The organism is Saccharopolyspora sp. 6M (assembly GCF_020176775.1).
GTDB lineage: Bacteria > Actinomycetota > Actinomycetes > Mycobacteriales > Pseudonocardiaceae > Saccharopolyspora_C > Saccharopolyspora_C gregorii.
Genome location: NZ_JAIUJZ010000052.1, coordinates 30,016 through 46,394, shown reverse-complemented (window position 1 = coordinate 46,394; position 16,379 = coordinate 30,016). Strand labels below are relative to the sequence as shown.

The window sequence follows — 16,379 nt, the reverse complement described above, 5'->3', positions numbered from 1 at the left end:
CCGGGCCACTTCTCCAGCCCCGAGGTCTGCGCGATGATCCGGACACGGGGACGATGACCGCATGAGCGGAGCACTTCGGGTCGGCATCGTCGGAGCGGGACCGTGGGCGAGGCGCGTGCACGCCCCCGGTGTGCACGCGCACCCCGGGATGCGGCTGGCCGCGGTGTGGTCGCGGCGCCCGGACACCGCGAAAGCGCTCGCCTACCACTACGACGCGGACGTCGCCGACGACTACGAGGCGCTGCTGGACGCCGTGGACGCCGTCGCGTTCGCCGTTCCCCCCGCGGTGCAGGGGGAACTGGCCGTGCAGGCCGCCCGCGAGGGCAAGCACCTCGTGCTGGAGAAACCGCTCGCCGGGGACGTGCCGTCCGCGGAGGCCGTGGCGGCGGCGGTGCGGCAGAGCGGCGTCGCGGCGCTGCTGGTGCTGACCCGCCGGTTCGCCCCCGAGGTCCGCGACTGGCTCACCGGGCTCGGGCACCTCGGCGGCTGGACGGGCGGTTCCGCGCAGTGGATCGCGGGCGGGCTGCTGTCCGGGGACTACGCGGCCACGCCGTGGCGGCAGGAGACCACCGGGGCGCTGCTGGACGCGGGACCGCACGCGCTGGACCTGCTGGACGCCGCGCTCGGCCGGATCACCCGGGTGCACCACGCGCGCCGGGACGAGTCGGACATGTGGCAGCTGGTGCTGGAGCACGCCAGCGGCGCCAGCAGCACCCTCACCCTGTCGCTGCGGGTGCCGGTGCAACCCGCGCTCGTCGAGTTCACCCTCTACGGCAGCAACGGGAAGTCGCAGCTCACCGGCAGGCGCACCGCGGCGCACGAGTGCTACGCGCAGCTGCTGGACGAGTTCCTGGCGATGATCCGGTCCGGCCGCACGGCGCACCCGTGCGACGTGCGGCGCGGGCTGCACCTGCAACGCGTGCTGGACGGCGTGCAGCGCGCGGCCGAGCTCTGAACCCGGCCCGGTGCACCCGCGTCGCGGACGCACCGGGCCGGTCAGCGCGGGTTGTCGATGGGCGGGAACCCACCGGTCGCCGAGCCCGGCATCGTGGAGTTCCACGAGTCCTGGCCCTGCGCACCGGACTTGTTGCCGACCGGCTGCGCCTGCTGCTCGCCGGAGGACGCAGGGCCCCCGCGGTCCTGCTCGCGCTGGGCGAGCTCCTCGTGCAGCTTGCGCAGCAGGTTCCGCTCCCGGTCGGTGAGCTTGGCGTCGACCGCGGCGGGGACGCGGGTGTTCTTCCCACCGCCCTGCTGCTGCGGCAGCTCCTGCTGCCGGGCCGGGTCCTGCTGGAGGTCCTCCGGGTTCACCGGGCGCTGGCGCAGCGTCTGCTCCGCGGCGACGGGCGCTTCCTCGCGGTTCGGGCGGGGCTGTTCCGCGACCGGTTCCGGGCGGGGCTGCTGCCGAGCAGGCGGCTTCTCCTCGCGGGCGGGTTCCGGGCGCACCTGCTCGCGGACCGGTTCGGGCCGCGGCGGTTCCGGGCGGACGGGTTCGGGACGTGCCTGGTCGTGGCGTGCCGAGTCGTGGGAGGCGGTCTCAGGAACCGGGGCCTCGGCGCGTCTTCCCGGCCCCGCGGCTGGCTCACCCGGGAGATCTGCTCCACCGCCGGCCTTGCTGCCCGCGGTGGCGGGCGGTGCCCGCGCGTGGTTGGCCGCACCGTTCGGGATCGCGACCTGGGCGGCCAGGTCGAGGTGCACCCGGCGGGCCGTGGCCAGCGCGTTGCGGTGGTACGGCGGCAGGTCCATGCCGCTGGTGAACACGTCCACCGAGCAGCCCACGCCAGCGCGCCGCAGCGCCTCCAGCAGCTGGTACCCGGCGGCGGTCACCGAGCCGTCCGCGCCGACCTCGGCGAGCAGCACCCGCCGCGGCACCGCGCCGTAGGTGACGCCCGCGGGCGTGGTGCGCCAGGTGCACCACAGGGCCCGCACGCCGTGCAGGCGACCCGCGATCGGGGCCAGCGCGTCGACCAGATCGTGGTCGGTGCGGTCCTGGTCGGGGTTCTCGCTGAACCGGTGCCCTTCGTCCTGCACCGCTTCCACCACGTGCAACCGGTCCGCGGGCGCGTGCGGCGAGCCTGCCTCGTCCAGCGAGCGGCGCAGGTGGTACTGCTCCGTCGAGGTCACCGGGATCCGGCCCGCCAGCAGGCAGCCGATCAGGAACTCGGCGGCCGCGTCGAGCTGCCCGATGCCGAGCATCTCGCGAACCGAGTTGACGGCGTCGTCGTCCACCCGGCCGGTCAGGGCCAGCAGGAGGTTGTGCAGGCGTTCCACCGGCCCCGCACCCTCAGCGACGTCCACCACGAATGCCTCCTTCTACGGCGCCTGCACCGGCACCGTCAGCCACGATGTCCCACGAGTTCGTCGGCGCCCGAGCACACCAGCGCCGACTCGGCGAGCGCGGCGCGGTGGTAGGCGGTCGGTTCCACCTCGGGCGGCAGCACCTCGACGCACGGCTCGGAGTCCCCGAGCGCGCGCAGGATGCGTTGCAGTTCGCTGGTGAGCTCGACGGGGTCCGCGGAACCGGTCACCAGGATGATCCGCTTGGGCCGCGTTCCCGGCAGGTGCCGCCAGGAGCTGCGGGTTTCGCGCACGCCCTGCCTGCCGCGCAGCGTGGCGCCGAGGACCAGCACCGCCGGGTCGCCCTTGTCGTCCACGTGGGACTCGGCGCGGAAGTTGTAGCGGTCCGGATCCGCGCCGGGGAGCACGGCGTGCACCACGGACGGGTCGGCACCCAGCGGCAGCAGGGCTTCGGCGAGCCTGCGGTGGTCGGCGTCGGACAGCGCGACGCGTTCCCGCAGCAGCGTCGCGGGCAGTGAGCGCGCGAGGACGTCGGCCGCCCCGCCCGCCAGCCAGTCCCGGTAGCGCCAGAGGTGCCGGTCCGGCAGCCTCCCGGCAAGTCGAAGCAGCAGCTCGTGGCACAAGAGGTCCGTTTCGCGCACCGCCACGTCGCCCCCTCCCAGCTCGTTCGCTCGTCACCCGGTGCGAGCGACCCCCGCACCCCTCATGCCGAGAGCACTCGATCGGGGTGCACTCTCTCGCGCGGAGTAGCGGAGGAGCAAGCTCGATCGATCACTCGCCGGTGTTCATACCGCCGTTCGGGTGACGGCTTGCTGATCACCCGAAGTAGCGACGCCCGAAGCGTACTGGTTGGTAGACGGGGAGCGGGCCGTACCTGGCGAGAAACGGTCCCGCCGCCGGTCGCGACGCGGTCCGGCGCCCGGACCAAGATCACCCCGCACCGGCCCGGAACGCGGAAGAGGGGGCGCGGCACCGCGACCCCTCCACGACCGACGCCCGCCCGCGGACACCGCCGCGCGGCGGAACCGGCGCTCACGCCACTTCGACGATCATCTCCACCTCGACCGGAGCTCCCACCGGGAGCTCGGCGACGCCGACCGCGGACCGGGCGTGGCTGCCCGCCTCCCCGAAGATCTCGCCGATCAGCTCCGAAGCGCCGTTGATCACTGCGGGCTGGCCGGTGAAGCCCTCCGCGGACGCCACGAAACCGACGACCTTCACGACCCGCACGATCGAGTCCAGCCCGACCAGCGCGTCCACCGCGGCCAGCGCGTTCAGCGCGCAGGTGCGGGCGTGCGCCTTCGCCGACTCCGGGTCCACCTCGGCGCCGACCTTGCCCACCGCCGCCAGCTCGCCCCCGGCGAACGGGAGCTGCCCGGAGGTGAACACCTGCGACCCGCTGCGCACCGCGGGCACGTAGGCCGCGACCGGGGTCGCGACCGCGGGCAGCTCGATGCCCAGCTCGGCCAGCCGCTGCTTCCAGGCGCCCACGATCAGGACTCCTTCGGGCGCTTCAGGTAAGCGACGTGCTGCTCACCGGTCGGACCGGGCAGGACGGAAACGAGCTCCCAGCCGTCCTCACCCCACTGGTCCAGGATCTGCTTGGTCGCGTGGGTCAACAGCGGCACGGTCGCGTACTCCCATTTGGTCATGGTCACCAGCGTAGAGACGACCGGGTGCGAGGGCGCCGCTGCCCCGCGGGCGCGTTCACCCGGGTGAGCGCGTCCGCGTCATGCCCGGCCCGCCACCGCGTCCCACCTCCGGAACGCGCCCACCGGCGGGCGGAACTACTCAGGCCGGCGGGCCCCGGCCGCCGCGGCACCTGAGCACCACGCGTCCGCGCCTACGCAGAACTACCGATGTGCGACCTGGAGATGGCTGCTACGTGCGGGAGACAGCGACCCCGGACCCCACCTACGCTGATCGTGTGACCGGATGGAACGCCGAACTCAACGACGCTCGGCTGCACATCGTCAGCGGCAAGGGCGGCACCGGGAAGACCACGGTCGCCGCCGCGCTGGCGCTGGCGCTGGCGACCGGGGGCCGCCGCGTGCTGCTGGTCGAGGTCGAGGGCAGGCAGGGCATCGCGCAGCTCTTCGACACCGCGCCGCTGCCCTACGCCGAGGAGACGATCGCCGCCGCCCCCGGCGGAGGTGAGCTGCGGGCGCTGGCCATCGACGCCGAACCGGCGCTGCTCGAATACCTGTCGATGTTCTACAACCTCGGCTTCGCCGGGCGCACGCTGAAGCGGATGGGCGCCATCGAGTTCGCCACCACGCTCGCCCCCGGTCTCCGGGACGTGCTGTTCACCGGCAAGGTCAAGGAGTGCGTCGGGCGCACCGACGAGCACGGCCGCCACGTCTACGACGCGGTGGTGCTGGACGCGCCGCCGACCGGGCGGGTCGTGAAGTTCCTGGACGTCACCCGCGCCATGGCCGACCTGGCGAAGGTCGGGCCCATCCGCGGCCAGAGCGAGGGCGTGGTGCGGCTGCTGCACTCCGGCGACACCGCGGTGCACCTGGTGACCCTGCTGGAGGACCTGCCGGTGCGGGAGACCCTGGAGGCCGTCGCCGAGCTGGACGCGGCCGAGCTGCGCCCCGGCGCGGTGCTGCTGAACCGGGTGCGGCCCGGGCACCTGCCCGCGCGCTCGGTGGCCGCCGCCGCGGCAGGCCGGGTCGACGCCGACCGGTTGCGCACCGGACTCGAAGCGGCCGGGGTGACCGCGGACGCCGAGCTGCTGGACGCGCTCACCGAGGAGACCGTGGAGCACGCGGTGCGCTCCCGGGCCGAGCAGGAGGCCGAGGAGCGGCTCGCGGCCGCCGACCTGCCGAGCGTGCGGCTGCCCGAGCTGACCGCCGGGATCGACGTGGCCGAGCTCTACGAGCTCGCCGAGATCCTCACCGAGCACGGCGTCGGGAGGTCGCGATGACGAGGCCCGCAGCGCTCGACGTCGACGGGCTGCTCGACGATCCGGCGAACCGCGTCGTGGTCTGCTGCGGCTCCGGCGGCGTCGGCAAGACCACCACGGCCGCCGCGCTGGCGGTGCGCGCCGCTGAGCGGGGCCGCAAGACCGTGGTGCTCACCATCGACCCGGCGCGGCGGCTCGCGCAGGCGCTGGGCATGCGGGAGCTGGACAACCAGCCGCGGCAGGTGGTGCTCGACGACTTCGAGCCCACCGGCGACCTGAACGCGATGATGCTGGACATGCGGCGCACCTTCGACGACATGGTGCTCGCGCACGCGGGCGAGGAGCGGTCCAGGCAGATCCTGGAGAACCCCTTCTACCAGACGATCTCCACGTCGTTCTCCGGCACGCAGGAGTACATGGCCATGGAGAAGCTCGGCCAGCTGGCCGCCTCCGGCGAGTGGGACCTGATCGTCGTGGACACGCCGCCGAGCCGGTCCGCGCTGGACTTCCTGGACGCGCCGCAGCGGCTGTCCACGGTGCTCGACGGCCGGTTGATCAAGCTGCTGTCCTCGCCGGCGAAGGCGAGCGGCAAGGGCCTGCGGAAGATCGTCGGCGCCGGGTTCGGGATGTTCTCGAAGGCCGTGTCCACGGTGATCGGCGGCCAGCTGCTGGCCGACGCCTCCGCGTTCGTGCAGGCCTTCGACTCGACGTTCGGCGGGTTCCGGGAGCGCGCCGACCACACCTACCGGCTGCTGCGCTCCCCCGGCACGTCCTTCGTGGTGATCGCCGCGCCGGAGCCGGACGCGCTGCGCGAGGCGTCGTTCTTCGTGGAGCGGCTCACCGCCGAGGGCATGCCGCTGGCCGGGCTGGTCGCCAACCGCACCCATCCGGTGTTCGCGGAGCTGACGGGCAGCCGCGCGCTGTCGGCCGCCGAGCAGCTGGACGCCGCCGGAACATCCCCGCTGACCGCGGCGGTGCTGCGGGTGCACGCCGACCGGGTCGCGGTGGCCGACCGGGAGCGGCGGATGCTCGCCCGGTTCACCCGCGCGCACCCGGAGGTGGCGCTGGTGGGCGTGCCCGCGCTTCCCGCGGACGTGCACGATCTGGACGGCTTGCGGGAGATCGGCCGGCGACTCGCGGCGGAATAATCCAAATATTCCTGGCAGCAAGAATGCGCAATCCGGTGCTCACAATCCGTCGGATCGCCATTGCGCTGAACGAGTGAACGGGTTTCCGGGCGGCCCGAAAAAACGAGCCGCCCGGACCGTGATCACGACGGGCTAATCAGCCCACCTGGTACTCGTCGATGTCGGCGTAGTCGTCCCGAGCGGCTTCCAGAAGCTCCCGCCAGTTGCGGACTTCCGGACGGCGGCGCAACAGCGCGCGCCGCTCCCGCTCGGTCATTCCACCCCACACGCCGAACTCGATCTTGTTGTCGAGCGCCTCTCCGAGGCACTCCGTCCGCACCGGGCAGCCGAAGCAGATCATTCGCGCTTTGCGCTGCTCAGCTCCCCTGACGAACAACTGGTCCGGATTCTCATCCCGGCATGCTGCCTGAACCCGCCAGTCCCCCTGCTCGAACATAAGGCTCCCCCAGCTCCTCACTGGATCGTCGGCGACCGAATTTCGTCCGGAGCCCCCCGGCACCGGATGCCGCGGCGCATGGTGCGCCGTAACGATGCTGTCGCTGGACGTGGACGAACTTTAGAGCCCCTCGGTTCCACAACCAAACAAGGGTTGTCGCTCCGTTATCTTTGACCCTCATCACATCGGGCGGAACCGCCTGACACCGGCGTGTTGATGTCGGTAAAACCACTTAGTCTTGCCGTCGTGCGTGTCCGGGACAGCTTGCTGAAGCTCTTCGGCCTGTGTGTGCTCGCCGGAGTTCTCGTCGCCGGGATGCTCTTCCCGGCCGCCGGGGCTCTCGGAGTGGTGTCCAACCGCGCGGGTGACGCGGTGAACAACCTCTCCTCCGAGCTGATGACGCAGGACCCTCCGCTCGTGACCACGGTCACCGACCGGGCCGGGGTGCCGATCGCCTACCTCTTCGACCAGAACCGGACGCCCGCGGCGCCCGACCAGATCTCCGACCAGATGAAGGCGGCGATCACCTCGATCGAAGACCGCCGGTTCTTCGAGCACGAGGGCGTCGACTGGGCGGGCACGGTGCGCGCGGCCGTCACCAACCAGATGTCCGGCGAGATCGCCCAGGGCGGGTCCACGCTCACCCAGCAGTACGTGAAGAACTACCAGGTGCACGTGGTCGCCGCCGACGACCCGGTCAAGCAGGCCAAGGCCGTCGAGCAGACCCCGGCGCGCAAGCTGCGGGAGATCCGCATCGCGCTGCAGCTGGAGAAGCGGCTGGGCAAGCAGGAGATCCTCGCCCGCTACCTGAACGTGGTGCCGTTCGGGAACCAGACCTACGGGGTCGCCGCCGCCGCCCGCACCTACTTCAACACCACCCCGGACGAGCTGGACGTGCCGCAGTCCGCGCTGCTGGCGGGCATCGTGAACAGCCCCAGCGCGCTGAACCCGGCGACGAACCCGGACGAGGCCACGCTGCGGCGCAACATCGTCATCGACTCCATGCAGGCGCAGCACCGGATCGACCGGCGCACCGCCGACGCCGCCCGCGCCGCGCCGCTCGGGCTCGTCTCGCCGCTGAACACGCTGCCGAACAACTGCGTGGGCGCCGGGCCCGCCGACGGCTTCTTCTGCAAGTACGTCGTCGACTACCTGCAGAACGCCGGGTTCGCCGAGCAGGACCTGCGCACCGGCGGCTACACGATCCGCACCACCCTCGACCAGAAGGCCACCGACGCCGCGAAGCAGGCCGCCGAGAAGCACGTGCCGCGCGACACCAAGGGCATCGCGAACGTGATGGCCGTCGTCGAACCCGGCAAGGACAAGCACGAGGTGCGGGCGCTGGTCGCCAACCGCGACTTCGGCAACGACGCCGAACGCGGCCAGACCTCGTACCCGCTGCCCAGCGGCGTCGCGAAGTTCGGCGCCGGATCGGTCTACAAGGTGTTCACCGCCGCGGCAGCGCTGGAGAAGGGGATGGGGATCCAGAACACCATCCAGGCGCCCGGCCACTACACCTCCACCGTGTACCGCAACGGGTCGGCGCCCTACACCGTCGGCAACGCCGAAGGCGTCAACCCGGGGCCGCGGACCTTGCAGAAGGCGCTCGCGACCTCGCCGAACACCGCCTTCGTCGCACTGCAGGAACGGGTGGGGCTGGACCAGACGGTGGACATGGCGACCCGCCTCGGGATGCGGCAGACGCTGCTGCACTCGAACTTCCAGGGCGACCCGCTCGCCCCGAACGACGCCAACGGGCCGTCGATGGCCGACGTGGTCAAGGAGAAGAAGATCGGGGCGTTCACGCTCGGTTTCGGGCCCACCAGCCCGCTGGAGCTGGCGAACGTCTCGGCGACCCTGATGAGCGGCGGCACCTGGTGCCCGCCGACGCCGGTCGACCAGATCATCGACCGCAACGGGAACCCGATCTCGATCACCGAGGATCCGTGCGAGCAAGCCGTGGACGAGGGCCTCGCGAACGCGATGGCCGTCGGCATGAGCCAGGACGACCAGGCTGGCGGCACCGCGTACGGCGCCGCGAACAGCGCGGGCTGGTCGCGGCCGATCGCGGGCAAGACGGGGACCACCGAAGCCCACCAGTCCGCCGGGTTCATCGGCGCCACCCCGCAGTTCGCCGGCTCGGTGCTCACCTTCTCCGACGGCACCAACCCGCAGGGCATCTGCGACAGCACGCCGCCGACGCTGTGCGGGGCCAACGGCGGCAACATCTACGGCGGCAAGGTCCCGGCGCGGACCTGGTTCGAAGCCATGACGAAGATCCACGAGGGCCTGCCCACGATGGAGCTCCCCGAGGTGACCGACCGCTACGAGAACGGCGGCGACGAGTTCCAGGTGCCCAACGTCGTCGGCATCAGCGCCGAGCGGGCCAAGCGCACCCTGGAGAAGGCCGGTTACAAGGTCGAGCAGCGCTCGGTCAACAGCGAACGCCGCAAGGGCTCGGTCACCAGCCAGACGCCGCGCGGCTTCGCGCTGCCCGGCGAGACGGTGACCCTGTCGGTGAGCACCGGGTACGTGCCGCCGCCGTCCACCGCGCCGAAACCCCCGCCCCCGCCGCCACCCGCGCCGGGCGAACCGGGACGGCCGCCGGGCGAGCAGCAGCCGGATCCGCCGTTCGTGCCGATCCCGCCGGGCATCTTCCCGCCCTGACCGGCTCCCTACACTCGGCTGCTGTGACGAACACGCAGGCGAGCACGCGGCGGGTGCGGTCCCGGTACCGGCTGCTGCGGGTGGACGAGGTCGAGCGGATCACGCCGCGGATGGTGCGGGTCGTGCTCGGCGGCGACGAGCTCGCCGACTTCGACAGCACCGGCAGCGACCAGCGGATCAAGCTCTGCCTGCCGCGGCCCGGGCAGCCGATGCCGCTGGGCCGCGACCGCGCCGAGGTCTTCGCGCTGCCGCGGCAGCAGCAGCCGAAGCAGCGCACGTACACGGTGCGCTGGTTCGACGCGGCGCGGCGGCGGCTCGCGATCGACCTGGTGGTGCACGACCACGACGGCCCCGGCTCGACCTGGGCCCGCGACGTGGAAAGCGGGTCGCAGGTCGTGGCCGTCGGCCCGAGTCCCTCCTACCGGCCGGACCCGGCCGCGGACCGGCTCGTGCTGGCCGGCGACGAGACGGCGCTGCCCGCGATGCTGGCGATGGTCGAGGAACTGGACGAGCGGGCCCGGGTCCGGGTGTTCGCCGAGGTCGCCGACGCGGCCGAGCACCAGGAGGTGCGCACCGGGGCGGACGTGGAGTGGACCTGGCTGCACCGGGACGGGGCCCCCGCCGGGCGGAGCTCGGTGCTCGCGGACGCGGTGCGGGCGGCGGATCTCGGGCCGCGGCCGGACGTCTGGGTGGGCGCCGAAGCCGAGGCCGTGCACGTCATCCGGGAGCACTGCCAGCAGGAGCTCGGCCTGGACCGGCGCCGGGTGTACGCCCTCGCCTACTGGCGCTACGCCACCGCCGCCTGATCGCCTGCCGTCCGACTCCTGCCGCGAGGTGGGGCGGGTGGTCGGCCTGGCTACGCGCTCGCTGCTCAGCGGCTTCGCCGCCGACGGGGAACGACAGCGGACCGCTGCTGTTCAGGGGGTCTGGGGTGGTGATCGGGCGGTGCCCTCCCGAGCGTCGCGGGTCCGCCACCGGTCGTAGGCTGGGCGACGTGAACAAGCTCGGTCGGATCATGCTCGCCGGCGGCGCACTGGGTGCCGCGACCTTCGGCTACGCCGCAGGTGTCGAACGAACGCACTGGACGCTGCGCCGCGCCACCGTGCCGGTGCTCGCGGAAGGCGCGCCGGAACTGCGCATCCTGCACATCTCCGACCTGCACATGATGCCGAACCAGCGGTCCAAGCAGCGCTGGGTCGCCGCCCTCGACGAGCTCGCCCCCGACCTCGTGGTCAACACCGGCGACAACCTCGCCCACCCGCAGGCGGTGCCCGCGGCGCTGCGCGCGATGGGGTCGCTGCTGGACCGGCCCGGGGTGTTCGTGTTCGGCAGCAACGACTACTACGGGCCGAAGCCGAAGAACCCGGCGCGCTACCTGCTGCCCTCGGCGAAGACGAAGCGCATCCACGGCGATCCGCTGCCGTGGCGGGACCTGCGCGCGGCGATGACCGAACGCGGCTGGACGGACGTCACGCACCGCTGGCACGACGTGGAGATCTCCGGGATCCGGATCCACGTGGCCGGACTGGACGACCCGCACCTGAAGCGGGACAAGTACTCGAAGATCGCGGGCGACCCGCCGCAGGAGGCGCAGCTGCGGCTGGGCCTGACGCACTCGCCGGAACCGCGGGTGCTGGACGCCTTCGCCGACGACGGGTACGACCTGGTGCTGGCCGGGCACACCCACGGCGGGCAGCTGCGCGTTCCCGGCTACGGCCCGATCGTGACGAACTGCGAGCTGGACCGGGCGCGGGCGCGCGGCGCGTCCACGTGGGGCGACATGCACCTGCACGTGTCGGCGGGGCTGGGCACCTCCCCGTACGCGCCGGTGCGGTTCGCCTGCCCGCCGGAGGCGACGCTGTTGACGCTGGTCCCGCGCTCGCAGGGCGCCGCGCCGAAGGCCACCGGACTGTTCGGGAACCCCCCTTCCGGGGCCCGCGCGAACATCCGCTAGACTTTGCTCAGCGGCGGACGAGCACCCGAGATGTTCGCCGTTGAGTGATCGGGGTGTGGCGCAGCTTGGGAGCGCGCTTCGTTCGGGTCGAAGAGGTCGTGGGTTCAAATCCCGCCACCCCGACAGGTAGAGGGCCTGGTCAGGACTCCAGCAGGAGTTCCGGCCAGGCCCTTTTCTCGTCTCCGGATCACCTCTTGGGAGAAGACCGGGAGACGATCTTGGTATCAGCTCTCCCGGCCGCTCCCCGCGCGCTCCTTCAGAACCTCGTCCAGAACGGTCACCGGCGACCGCGGAGACATGGCGAGCCGCGCGTCCAACGCTGTTTCCCATCCTGGCCTGGAGTACCGGTACGTGGCCGCGGTGCGCAGGGCGGGCTGCTGCCTGCTGGCTGCCGGTCGCGCCGGGCCGGACACCGCATGGTCTGCGCCCTTCCCACCGGACCCTCGTGGAGGAGTGGGGAACGCCCGCGGTGCCGGCCGATGAGCGAATCGGGCACACGGACACGTCGGTCCGGCGGCGCTACACGCAAGGTGACCACGGAGATGCGGTGCCCGTCGACACCCCGGCGGCGGGCCACGTCAGCCAGCCTGAGCCTCGGAAGACGTACGTCCGGCCGTGGCACGAACAGGGCTCCGGCTTCGCCTGGGAGACATGGTCCGCTACCTGATAGAGCAGAAGGCCGGCACCAAGGGTGGGTACGTCCACAACCGGAACCTCGGCAACGTGACCGGCACCGTGATCCAGGAAGGCGAGATCCACGGCAACATCTCGCTCTAGCCCGTTGCAGTGCGCAAATTCCGTGGCGCGCGGAGAACGGCGCGTGGGTGGGCAGGGCCGATCATGACGAGCTGGACCAGCCCTTAACCGGCTGTCCATGCAGTTTGCAGGCACCCGCACGCGATCAAGAGACGACGCCCATCACCGCCAGAATCGCGAACAGCACCAGCAGAACGACAATGGTGACGACGGCGGTGATGAGGCTCTTGATACCCACTACGGACACTCTCTTTCCATGGCTTGCGGACAGGGCGCAGCGAGATTAGAACATCCGGCCCGCCACATCCCACCTCGATGCTGTTACAGAGCCGAACGAAGCCTGCAAGGGCAGCAGCGTGACACGCCACCCACCGGCTGCTCGGCGTGGCCCGCGCTCAGCGCAGGCGGGCGCCGAGTCGACGCTCGCCGACTCCCCCAGGCCGCACCCGCGGTATCCGGCGGACGACGGCCCGCGGCAGCACCGCACATTCCACGGCACTTCCGGCATATCGCCCGGAAAAGGACTCGACCGCTGAACTGGACGACGCTTTCAGCCGCTCCCGTTTCCGTTCACGGGAACGCCGAGGGTTTTCCCTCTACTGCGGAATCGACTCGGTCATCACCCGTTCCGGTGTTCTCGCACCCGTAGCATCAGGATGTGACGAATCCAACGGTCACTCGCAACTGAAGTCGATCCACGAGGTAGTTTTCATGCGTTTTCGCAAGAGCATCTCCGCACTCGTCCTCTGCGCCGCCGGTGCCGGTACCGCCGCGCTCGGCGCAGGTACGGCGCTCGCGGACGTCGACAAGGAATTCGGCCCGTACGACAGCATGGAGAAGTGCGGTAAAGCCGGAGAGGACCACCGCGGCGACGAAGGAATCGTCGGTTACCAGTGCGAGGAGAGGTCGGACGGCTTCTACTTGGTCGCCACTTACCGGTGACGACATTTCAAGCGTGACACCGGTGCTCGCCCACCTCGCGACGCCCATCCGCGCATTCGCGGAGCGGAACGGTCACGGGTAACGGGACCCGCGCATCCCAGCGGTGCGCCGCGCCTTTCGGAGATGCGCGACGGTGACCACCGGCGTGCTCGACCCGATCACGGACGGCCGTTCTCGCGTCGGAGGCCGGTTCGCGGTGCCGCCGGTCGATCAGGCGCAGGTCCAGCGGACCGGTTTCGACGGGCCCTTGAGCATCCCCGCGGTTCCGGTGAGCGCCGTTCCGTCCGGGCTGATCGAACGCGGGGCGACCTGCCAGCCGTTCATCCCGGGCAGCTGGGTCCGCTGCTCGCCGTCGACCAGAACGCCGTCCTGACCGGAGCCGGCGGGGGGGGGGGGCCCCCCCCCGGGGGGGGGGGGGCCCCCCCCCCCCCCCCGGGGGGGGGGGGGCGGGGCCCCCACGCCGCGGTCGTTGATCGCGCCCGAGCCCGCGACGGTGTCGGGCAGCGACTCGGCCGCCCCCGTGTCCAGGTTCCAGCGGATCGCGCCGTCGGGGCCGTCGCCGAACACCCACGACCCGCTGATCCCGGTCGCCTCCAGGTGCGCGTTCGGCGCGACGCCCGCGGGCCGCGGGAGCGGGGCGCCGGTGCCGTCCGGCCGCCAGACGTAGCCGACGGTCGGGGCGTCGGGGGTGTCGCCGTCGACGGTGCCGACCACCGTGCCGTCCGCCGCGACGTCGGTGGCGATGCCGCGCGGCCCGACCAGGTCGACGGGCTGGTCGGAGCCCGGCTTCCACACGACCGGGAGCTCCCCGGCCGCATCGGTGCGGAATCCGGCGATCACGCCGGAGTCGTTGATGCCGCGCGGCGTCACGTGCCCGGGCAGCACGTGGACCTCGCCGTCGCGCAGCACGTAGGGCCGCCGTTCGCCGTACTCGTCGAAGATTCCGCCGACCGCGACCCCGGCGGAGTTCACGTCGGTCAGCGCATCGGGCAGGTCGGCGGGCAGGTCCACGATCTCGCCGTCCCGCCACACCACGCCGACCTCGGTCTGCACCGGGTCGTGGCCCACGGCCCGGCCGACGGCGGTCCGCCCGTCCGCGCTGGCCCCCGCTACCCCGCCCTCGGTGGTGCCGGGCGGCAGCGGGAGTTCGCGGATCTCGCAGGCCGCGGGCGCGGCCGGTCCGGCGGCGGCCACCGCGGGGGCGGTCGCCACGACCGATCCGGCGAGCGCACCGCCCAGCCCGACGAGGCCGATCAGGGTCCTTGTTCCGAGTTCCACCACAGCTCCCTCGCGTTGTTCCACGACTCCGGGTGACGCGCGGCGGCGGTGCGGGGTTGCCCGGTCCCGGTGATCCGCCTCGGGCGAGTGGAAGGGGCGGCGCGGTGTCGGGGGCATCGGGCAGGATCGTGGGGTGAGCGAGTACCCAGACGCGAAGATTCCGCAAGAGCTGTTCGACGACGCCGAGCGGGAGGCCCGGTGGCGAGCGCGGTTCAGCGCACCTCGGGTGTCGCTGCCGGATTGGGCGCGGGAAGCGCCGGGCCGCAGCCTGTACGTCTCCAACGCCAGCGGTACCTGGGAGCTGTACGCGTGGGACCGCGAATCCGGTGCGCACCGCCAGGTCACCGACCGTCCGAACGGGACGTTCCACGGCACGCTGTCCGCCGACGGCGCTCGGGTGTGGTGGTTCGACGACACCGACGGCGACGAGTTCGGTTCCTGGGTGAGCGAGGACTTCGCCGCGGGCGGCGGGAAACCGGAACCGGCGCTGCCCGGGACGCACCCCGGCTATCCGGCCGGCTTGGAGCTCGGGCCGACGGTGACCGGGGTCGGCATGTCCACCGACGACGGGGTGACGGTGTGGGTGTCCCGCGCCGGCGGAGCCCCGGAGGTCGTCTACGAGCACGAGCAGGACGGTGGCCTGTCCGCGCTGTCCTGGGACGAGAGCCTGCTGGTGCTGTCGCACTCCGAGCACGGCGACAGCAGGCACCCGGCGCTGCGCGTGCTGCGGGTGGACGGTGCCGCGACCGTCGCGGACAAGTGGGACGGGCCGGGGAAGGGGCTGGACGCGCTGGACTTCGCGCCGGTCGCCGGAGATCCGCGGCTGCTGGTGCTGCACGAGCGGCACGGACGGGAAGAACTGCTGATCTGGGACGTGCTGGCCGACACCGAGCGGGAGATCGACCTCGGCCTGCCCGGTGAGGTGTCCGCGGACTGGTACCCGGACGGCACCGCGCTGCTGATCGCGCACACCCACCACGCGCGGACCACGATGCACCGCTACGACCTGGAGACGGGCGAGCTGGTGGAGCTGGCGACACCCGCGGGCACCGTCGGCGGCGCCTCGGTGCGCCCGGACCGCTCGGTCGAGTACTCGTGGTCGTCGGCGGCGACGCCGTCGCTGGTGCGGACGCTGCGCGCGGACGGCACCGACGAGGTGCTGCTGACCCCGCCCGGGGAGCGGCCGCCGGGGTCCGAGCCGGTGCGCGACGTGTTCGTGCCCGTCCCGCACGGCCCGAACGAGTCGGTGCACGCGCTGGTGTCCCGGCCGGAGGGCGCGGGTGACGGGCCGGTGCCGACGGTGTTCAACCTGCACGGCGGGCCGCACGCGGCGGACGAGGACCGGTTCTCCGCGTACCGGGCGGCGTGGCTGGACGCGGGCTTCGCCGTCGTCGAGATCAACTACCGGGGTTCGACCGGCTACGGCTCGGCGTGGCGGGACGCGATCGAGGGCAGGCCGGGCCTCACCGAGCTCGCCGACGTCGCGCACGTGCACGACTGGGCGGTGCGGGACGGGCTCACCACGCCCGAGCTGAGCGTGGTCGCCGGGGCGTCCTGGGGCGGCTACCTGACGCTGCTGGCGCTGGGCACCCAGCCGGAGCGGTGGGCGGGCGGTGTCGCCGGGGTGCCGGTCGCCGACTACGTCTCGGCGTACGCGGACGAGATGGAGCCGCTGCGCGCCTACGACCGGGCGCTGTTCGGCGGTTCGCCGGAGGAGGTGCCCGCGGTCTACGAGGAGTGCTCGCCGCTGACCTACGTGGACGAGGTGCGGGCGCCGGTGCTGGTGCTGGCCGGGGACAACGATCCGCGGTGCCCGATCCAGCAGATCCTGAACTACCTGGACCGGCTGGCGCAGCGGGAGGTGCCGTTCGAGTTCTACCGCTACGACGCCGGCCACGGCTCGCTGGTGGTGGCGGAGACCCTGCGCCAGGTCGCCGCGGAGATCCACTTCGCGCGCCGGGCGGTGGGCCGCGCCTGATCCGCTCCGCCCGGCCC

At 72.5% G+C, this 16,379-nt stretch carries 15 protein-coding genes and 1 tRNA gene; 10 read left to right on the top strand and 6 right to left on the bottom strand.

The genetic code is table 11. From position 1 onward, the window contains the following. Positions 1 to 61: 61 nt before the first annotated feature. The gene (locus LCD31_RS09025) at positions 62 to 955 is read left to right on the top strand and encodes a Gfo/Idh/MocA family protein (RefSeq protein ID WP_224957249.1); all 894 of its coding nucleotides are present in this window, start codon (positions 62 to 64) and stop codon (positions 953 to 955) included. Positions 956 to 996: 41 nt separating this feature from the next. On the opposite strand, the gene LCD31_RS09020 is transcribed toward LCD31_RS09025, so the two are convergent. The 4 genes from LCD31_RS09020 to LCD31_RS09005 form a co-directional block, all read right to left on the bottom strand. After that, entirely contained in the window at positions 997 to 2,298 is a 1,302-nt protein-coding gene (locus tag LCD31_RS09020) for a hypothetical protein (protein WP_224957248.1), read from the bottom strand. 35 nt (positions 2,299 to 2,333) lie between these two features. Further along, positions 2,334 to 2,942, bottom strand: coding sequence for a hypothetical protein (locus LCD31_RS09015; RefSeq protein ID WP_224957247.1), 609 nt, complete (start codon positions 2,940 to 2,942; stop codon positions 2,334 to 2,336). Positions 2,943 to 3,327: 385 nt separating this feature from the next. Further along, complete coding sequence (locus tag LCD31_RS09010; protein ID WP_224957246.1) at positions 3,328 to 3,786, bottom strand: RidA family protein; 459 nt, start codon at positions 3,784 to 3,786, stop codon at positions 3,328 to 3,330. 2 nt (positions 3,787 to 3,788) lie between these two features. Continuing rightward, the gene (locus LCD31_RS09005) at positions 3,789 to 3,953 is read right to left on the bottom strand and encodes a DUF4177 domain-containing protein (protein ID WP_224957245.1); all 165 of its coding nucleotides are present in this window, start codon (positions 3,951 to 3,953) and stop codon (positions 3,789 to 3,791) included. Positions 3,954 to 4,222: 269 nt separating this feature from the next. Here LCD31_RS09005 and LCD31_RS09000 point away from each other — a divergent pair, with 269 nt between their 5' ends. After that, positions 4,223 to 5,224 carry an ArsA-related P-loop ATPase gene (locus LCD31_RS09000; protein WP_224957244.1) on the top strand — a complete coding sequence of 334 codons (1,002 nt, stop codon included), beginning with the start codon at positions 4,223 to 4,225 and terminating at the stop codon, positions 5,222 to 5,224. After that, entirely contained in the window at positions 5,221 to 6,351 is a 1,131-nt protein-coding gene (locus tag LCD31_RS08995) for an ArsA family ATPase (protein ID WP_224957243.1), read from the top strand. The genes LCD31_RS09000 and LCD31_RS08995 overlap by 4 nt, the downstream gene beginning before the upstream one ends. 136 nt (positions 6,352 to 6,487) lie before the next feature. Here the strand turns inward: LCD31_RS08995 and LCD31_RS08990 are convergent, their stop codons facing one another. Then, positions 6,488 to 6,787 carry a WhiB family transcriptional regulator gene (locus tag LCD31_RS08990; RefSeq protein ID WP_184483638.1) on the bottom strand — a complete coding sequence of 100 codons (300 nt, stop codon included), beginning with the start codon at positions 6,785 to 6,787 and terminating at the stop codon, positions 6,488 to 6,490. 246 nt (positions 6,788 to 7,033) lie between these two features. Here LCD31_RS08990 and LCD31_RS08985 point away from each other — a divergent pair, with 246 nt between their 5' ends. The 6 genes from LCD31_RS08985 to LCD31_RS08965 all read left to right on the top strand — a co-directional run bounded on the left by LCD31_RS08985 (position 7,034) and on the right by LCD31_RS08965 (position 13,106). Further along, positions 7,034 to 9,454, top strand: a complete 2,421-nt coding sequence (locus LCD31_RS08985) for a transglycosylase domain-containing protein (RefSeq protein WP_224957242.1) — start codon at positions 7,034 to 7,036, stop codon at positions 9,452 to 9,454. A gap of 23 nt (positions 9,455 to 9,477) precedes the next feature. Further along, positions 9,478 to 10,260 (top strand): siderophore-interacting protein, encoded by a 783-nt coding sequence (locus tag LCD31_RS08980; RefSeq protein ID WP_224957241.1) that lies wholly within the window; start codon positions 9,478 to 9,480, stop codon positions 10,258 to 10,260. 209 nt (positions 10,261 to 10,469) lie between these two features. Then, positions 10,470 to 11,408, top strand: a complete 939-nt coding sequence (locus tag LCD31_RS08975; RefSeq protein WP_224957295.1) for a metallophosphoesterase — start codon at positions 10,470 to 10,472, stop codon at positions 11,406 to 11,408. Between the two features lie 49 nt (positions 11,409 to 11,457). Beyond that, positions 11,458 to 11,531: transfer RNA gene (locus LCD31_RS08970), tRNA-Pro, on the top strand. Positions 11,532 to 12,059: 528 nt separating this feature from the next. Continuing rightward, a complete protein-coding gene (locus LCD31_RS28960; RefSeq protein ID WP_255614516.1) occupies positions 12,060 to 12,185 on the top strand; it encodes a hypothetical protein in 126 nt (41 codons plus the stop codon). A gap of 690 nt (positions 12,186 to 12,875) precedes the next feature. Then, entirely contained in the window at positions 12,876 to 13,106 is a 231-nt protein-coding gene (locus tag LCD31_RS08965; RefSeq protein ID WP_224957239.1) for a hypothetical protein, read from the top strand. 210 nt (positions 13,107 to 13,316) lie between these two features. Here the strand turns inward: LCD31_RS08965 and LCD31_RS08960 are convergent, their stop codons facing one another. After that, a complete protein-coding gene (locus LCD31_RS08960; RefSeq protein WP_224957237.1) occupies positions 13,317 to 14,384 on the bottom strand; it encodes a hypothetical protein in 1,068 nt (355 codons plus the stop codon). 133 nt (positions 14,385 to 14,517) lie between these two features. On the opposite strand from LCD31_RS08960, the gene LCD31_RS08955 reads away from it, so the two are divergent. Next, the gene (locus tag LCD31_RS08955; protein ID WP_224957235.1) at positions 14,518 to 16,362 is read left to right on the top strand and encodes a prolyl oligopeptidase family serine peptidase; all 1,845 of its coding nucleotides are present in this window, start codon (positions 14,518 to 14,520) and stop codon (positions 16,360 to 16,362) included. The last annotated feature ends 17 nt before the right edge of the window (positions 16,363 to 16,379 follow it).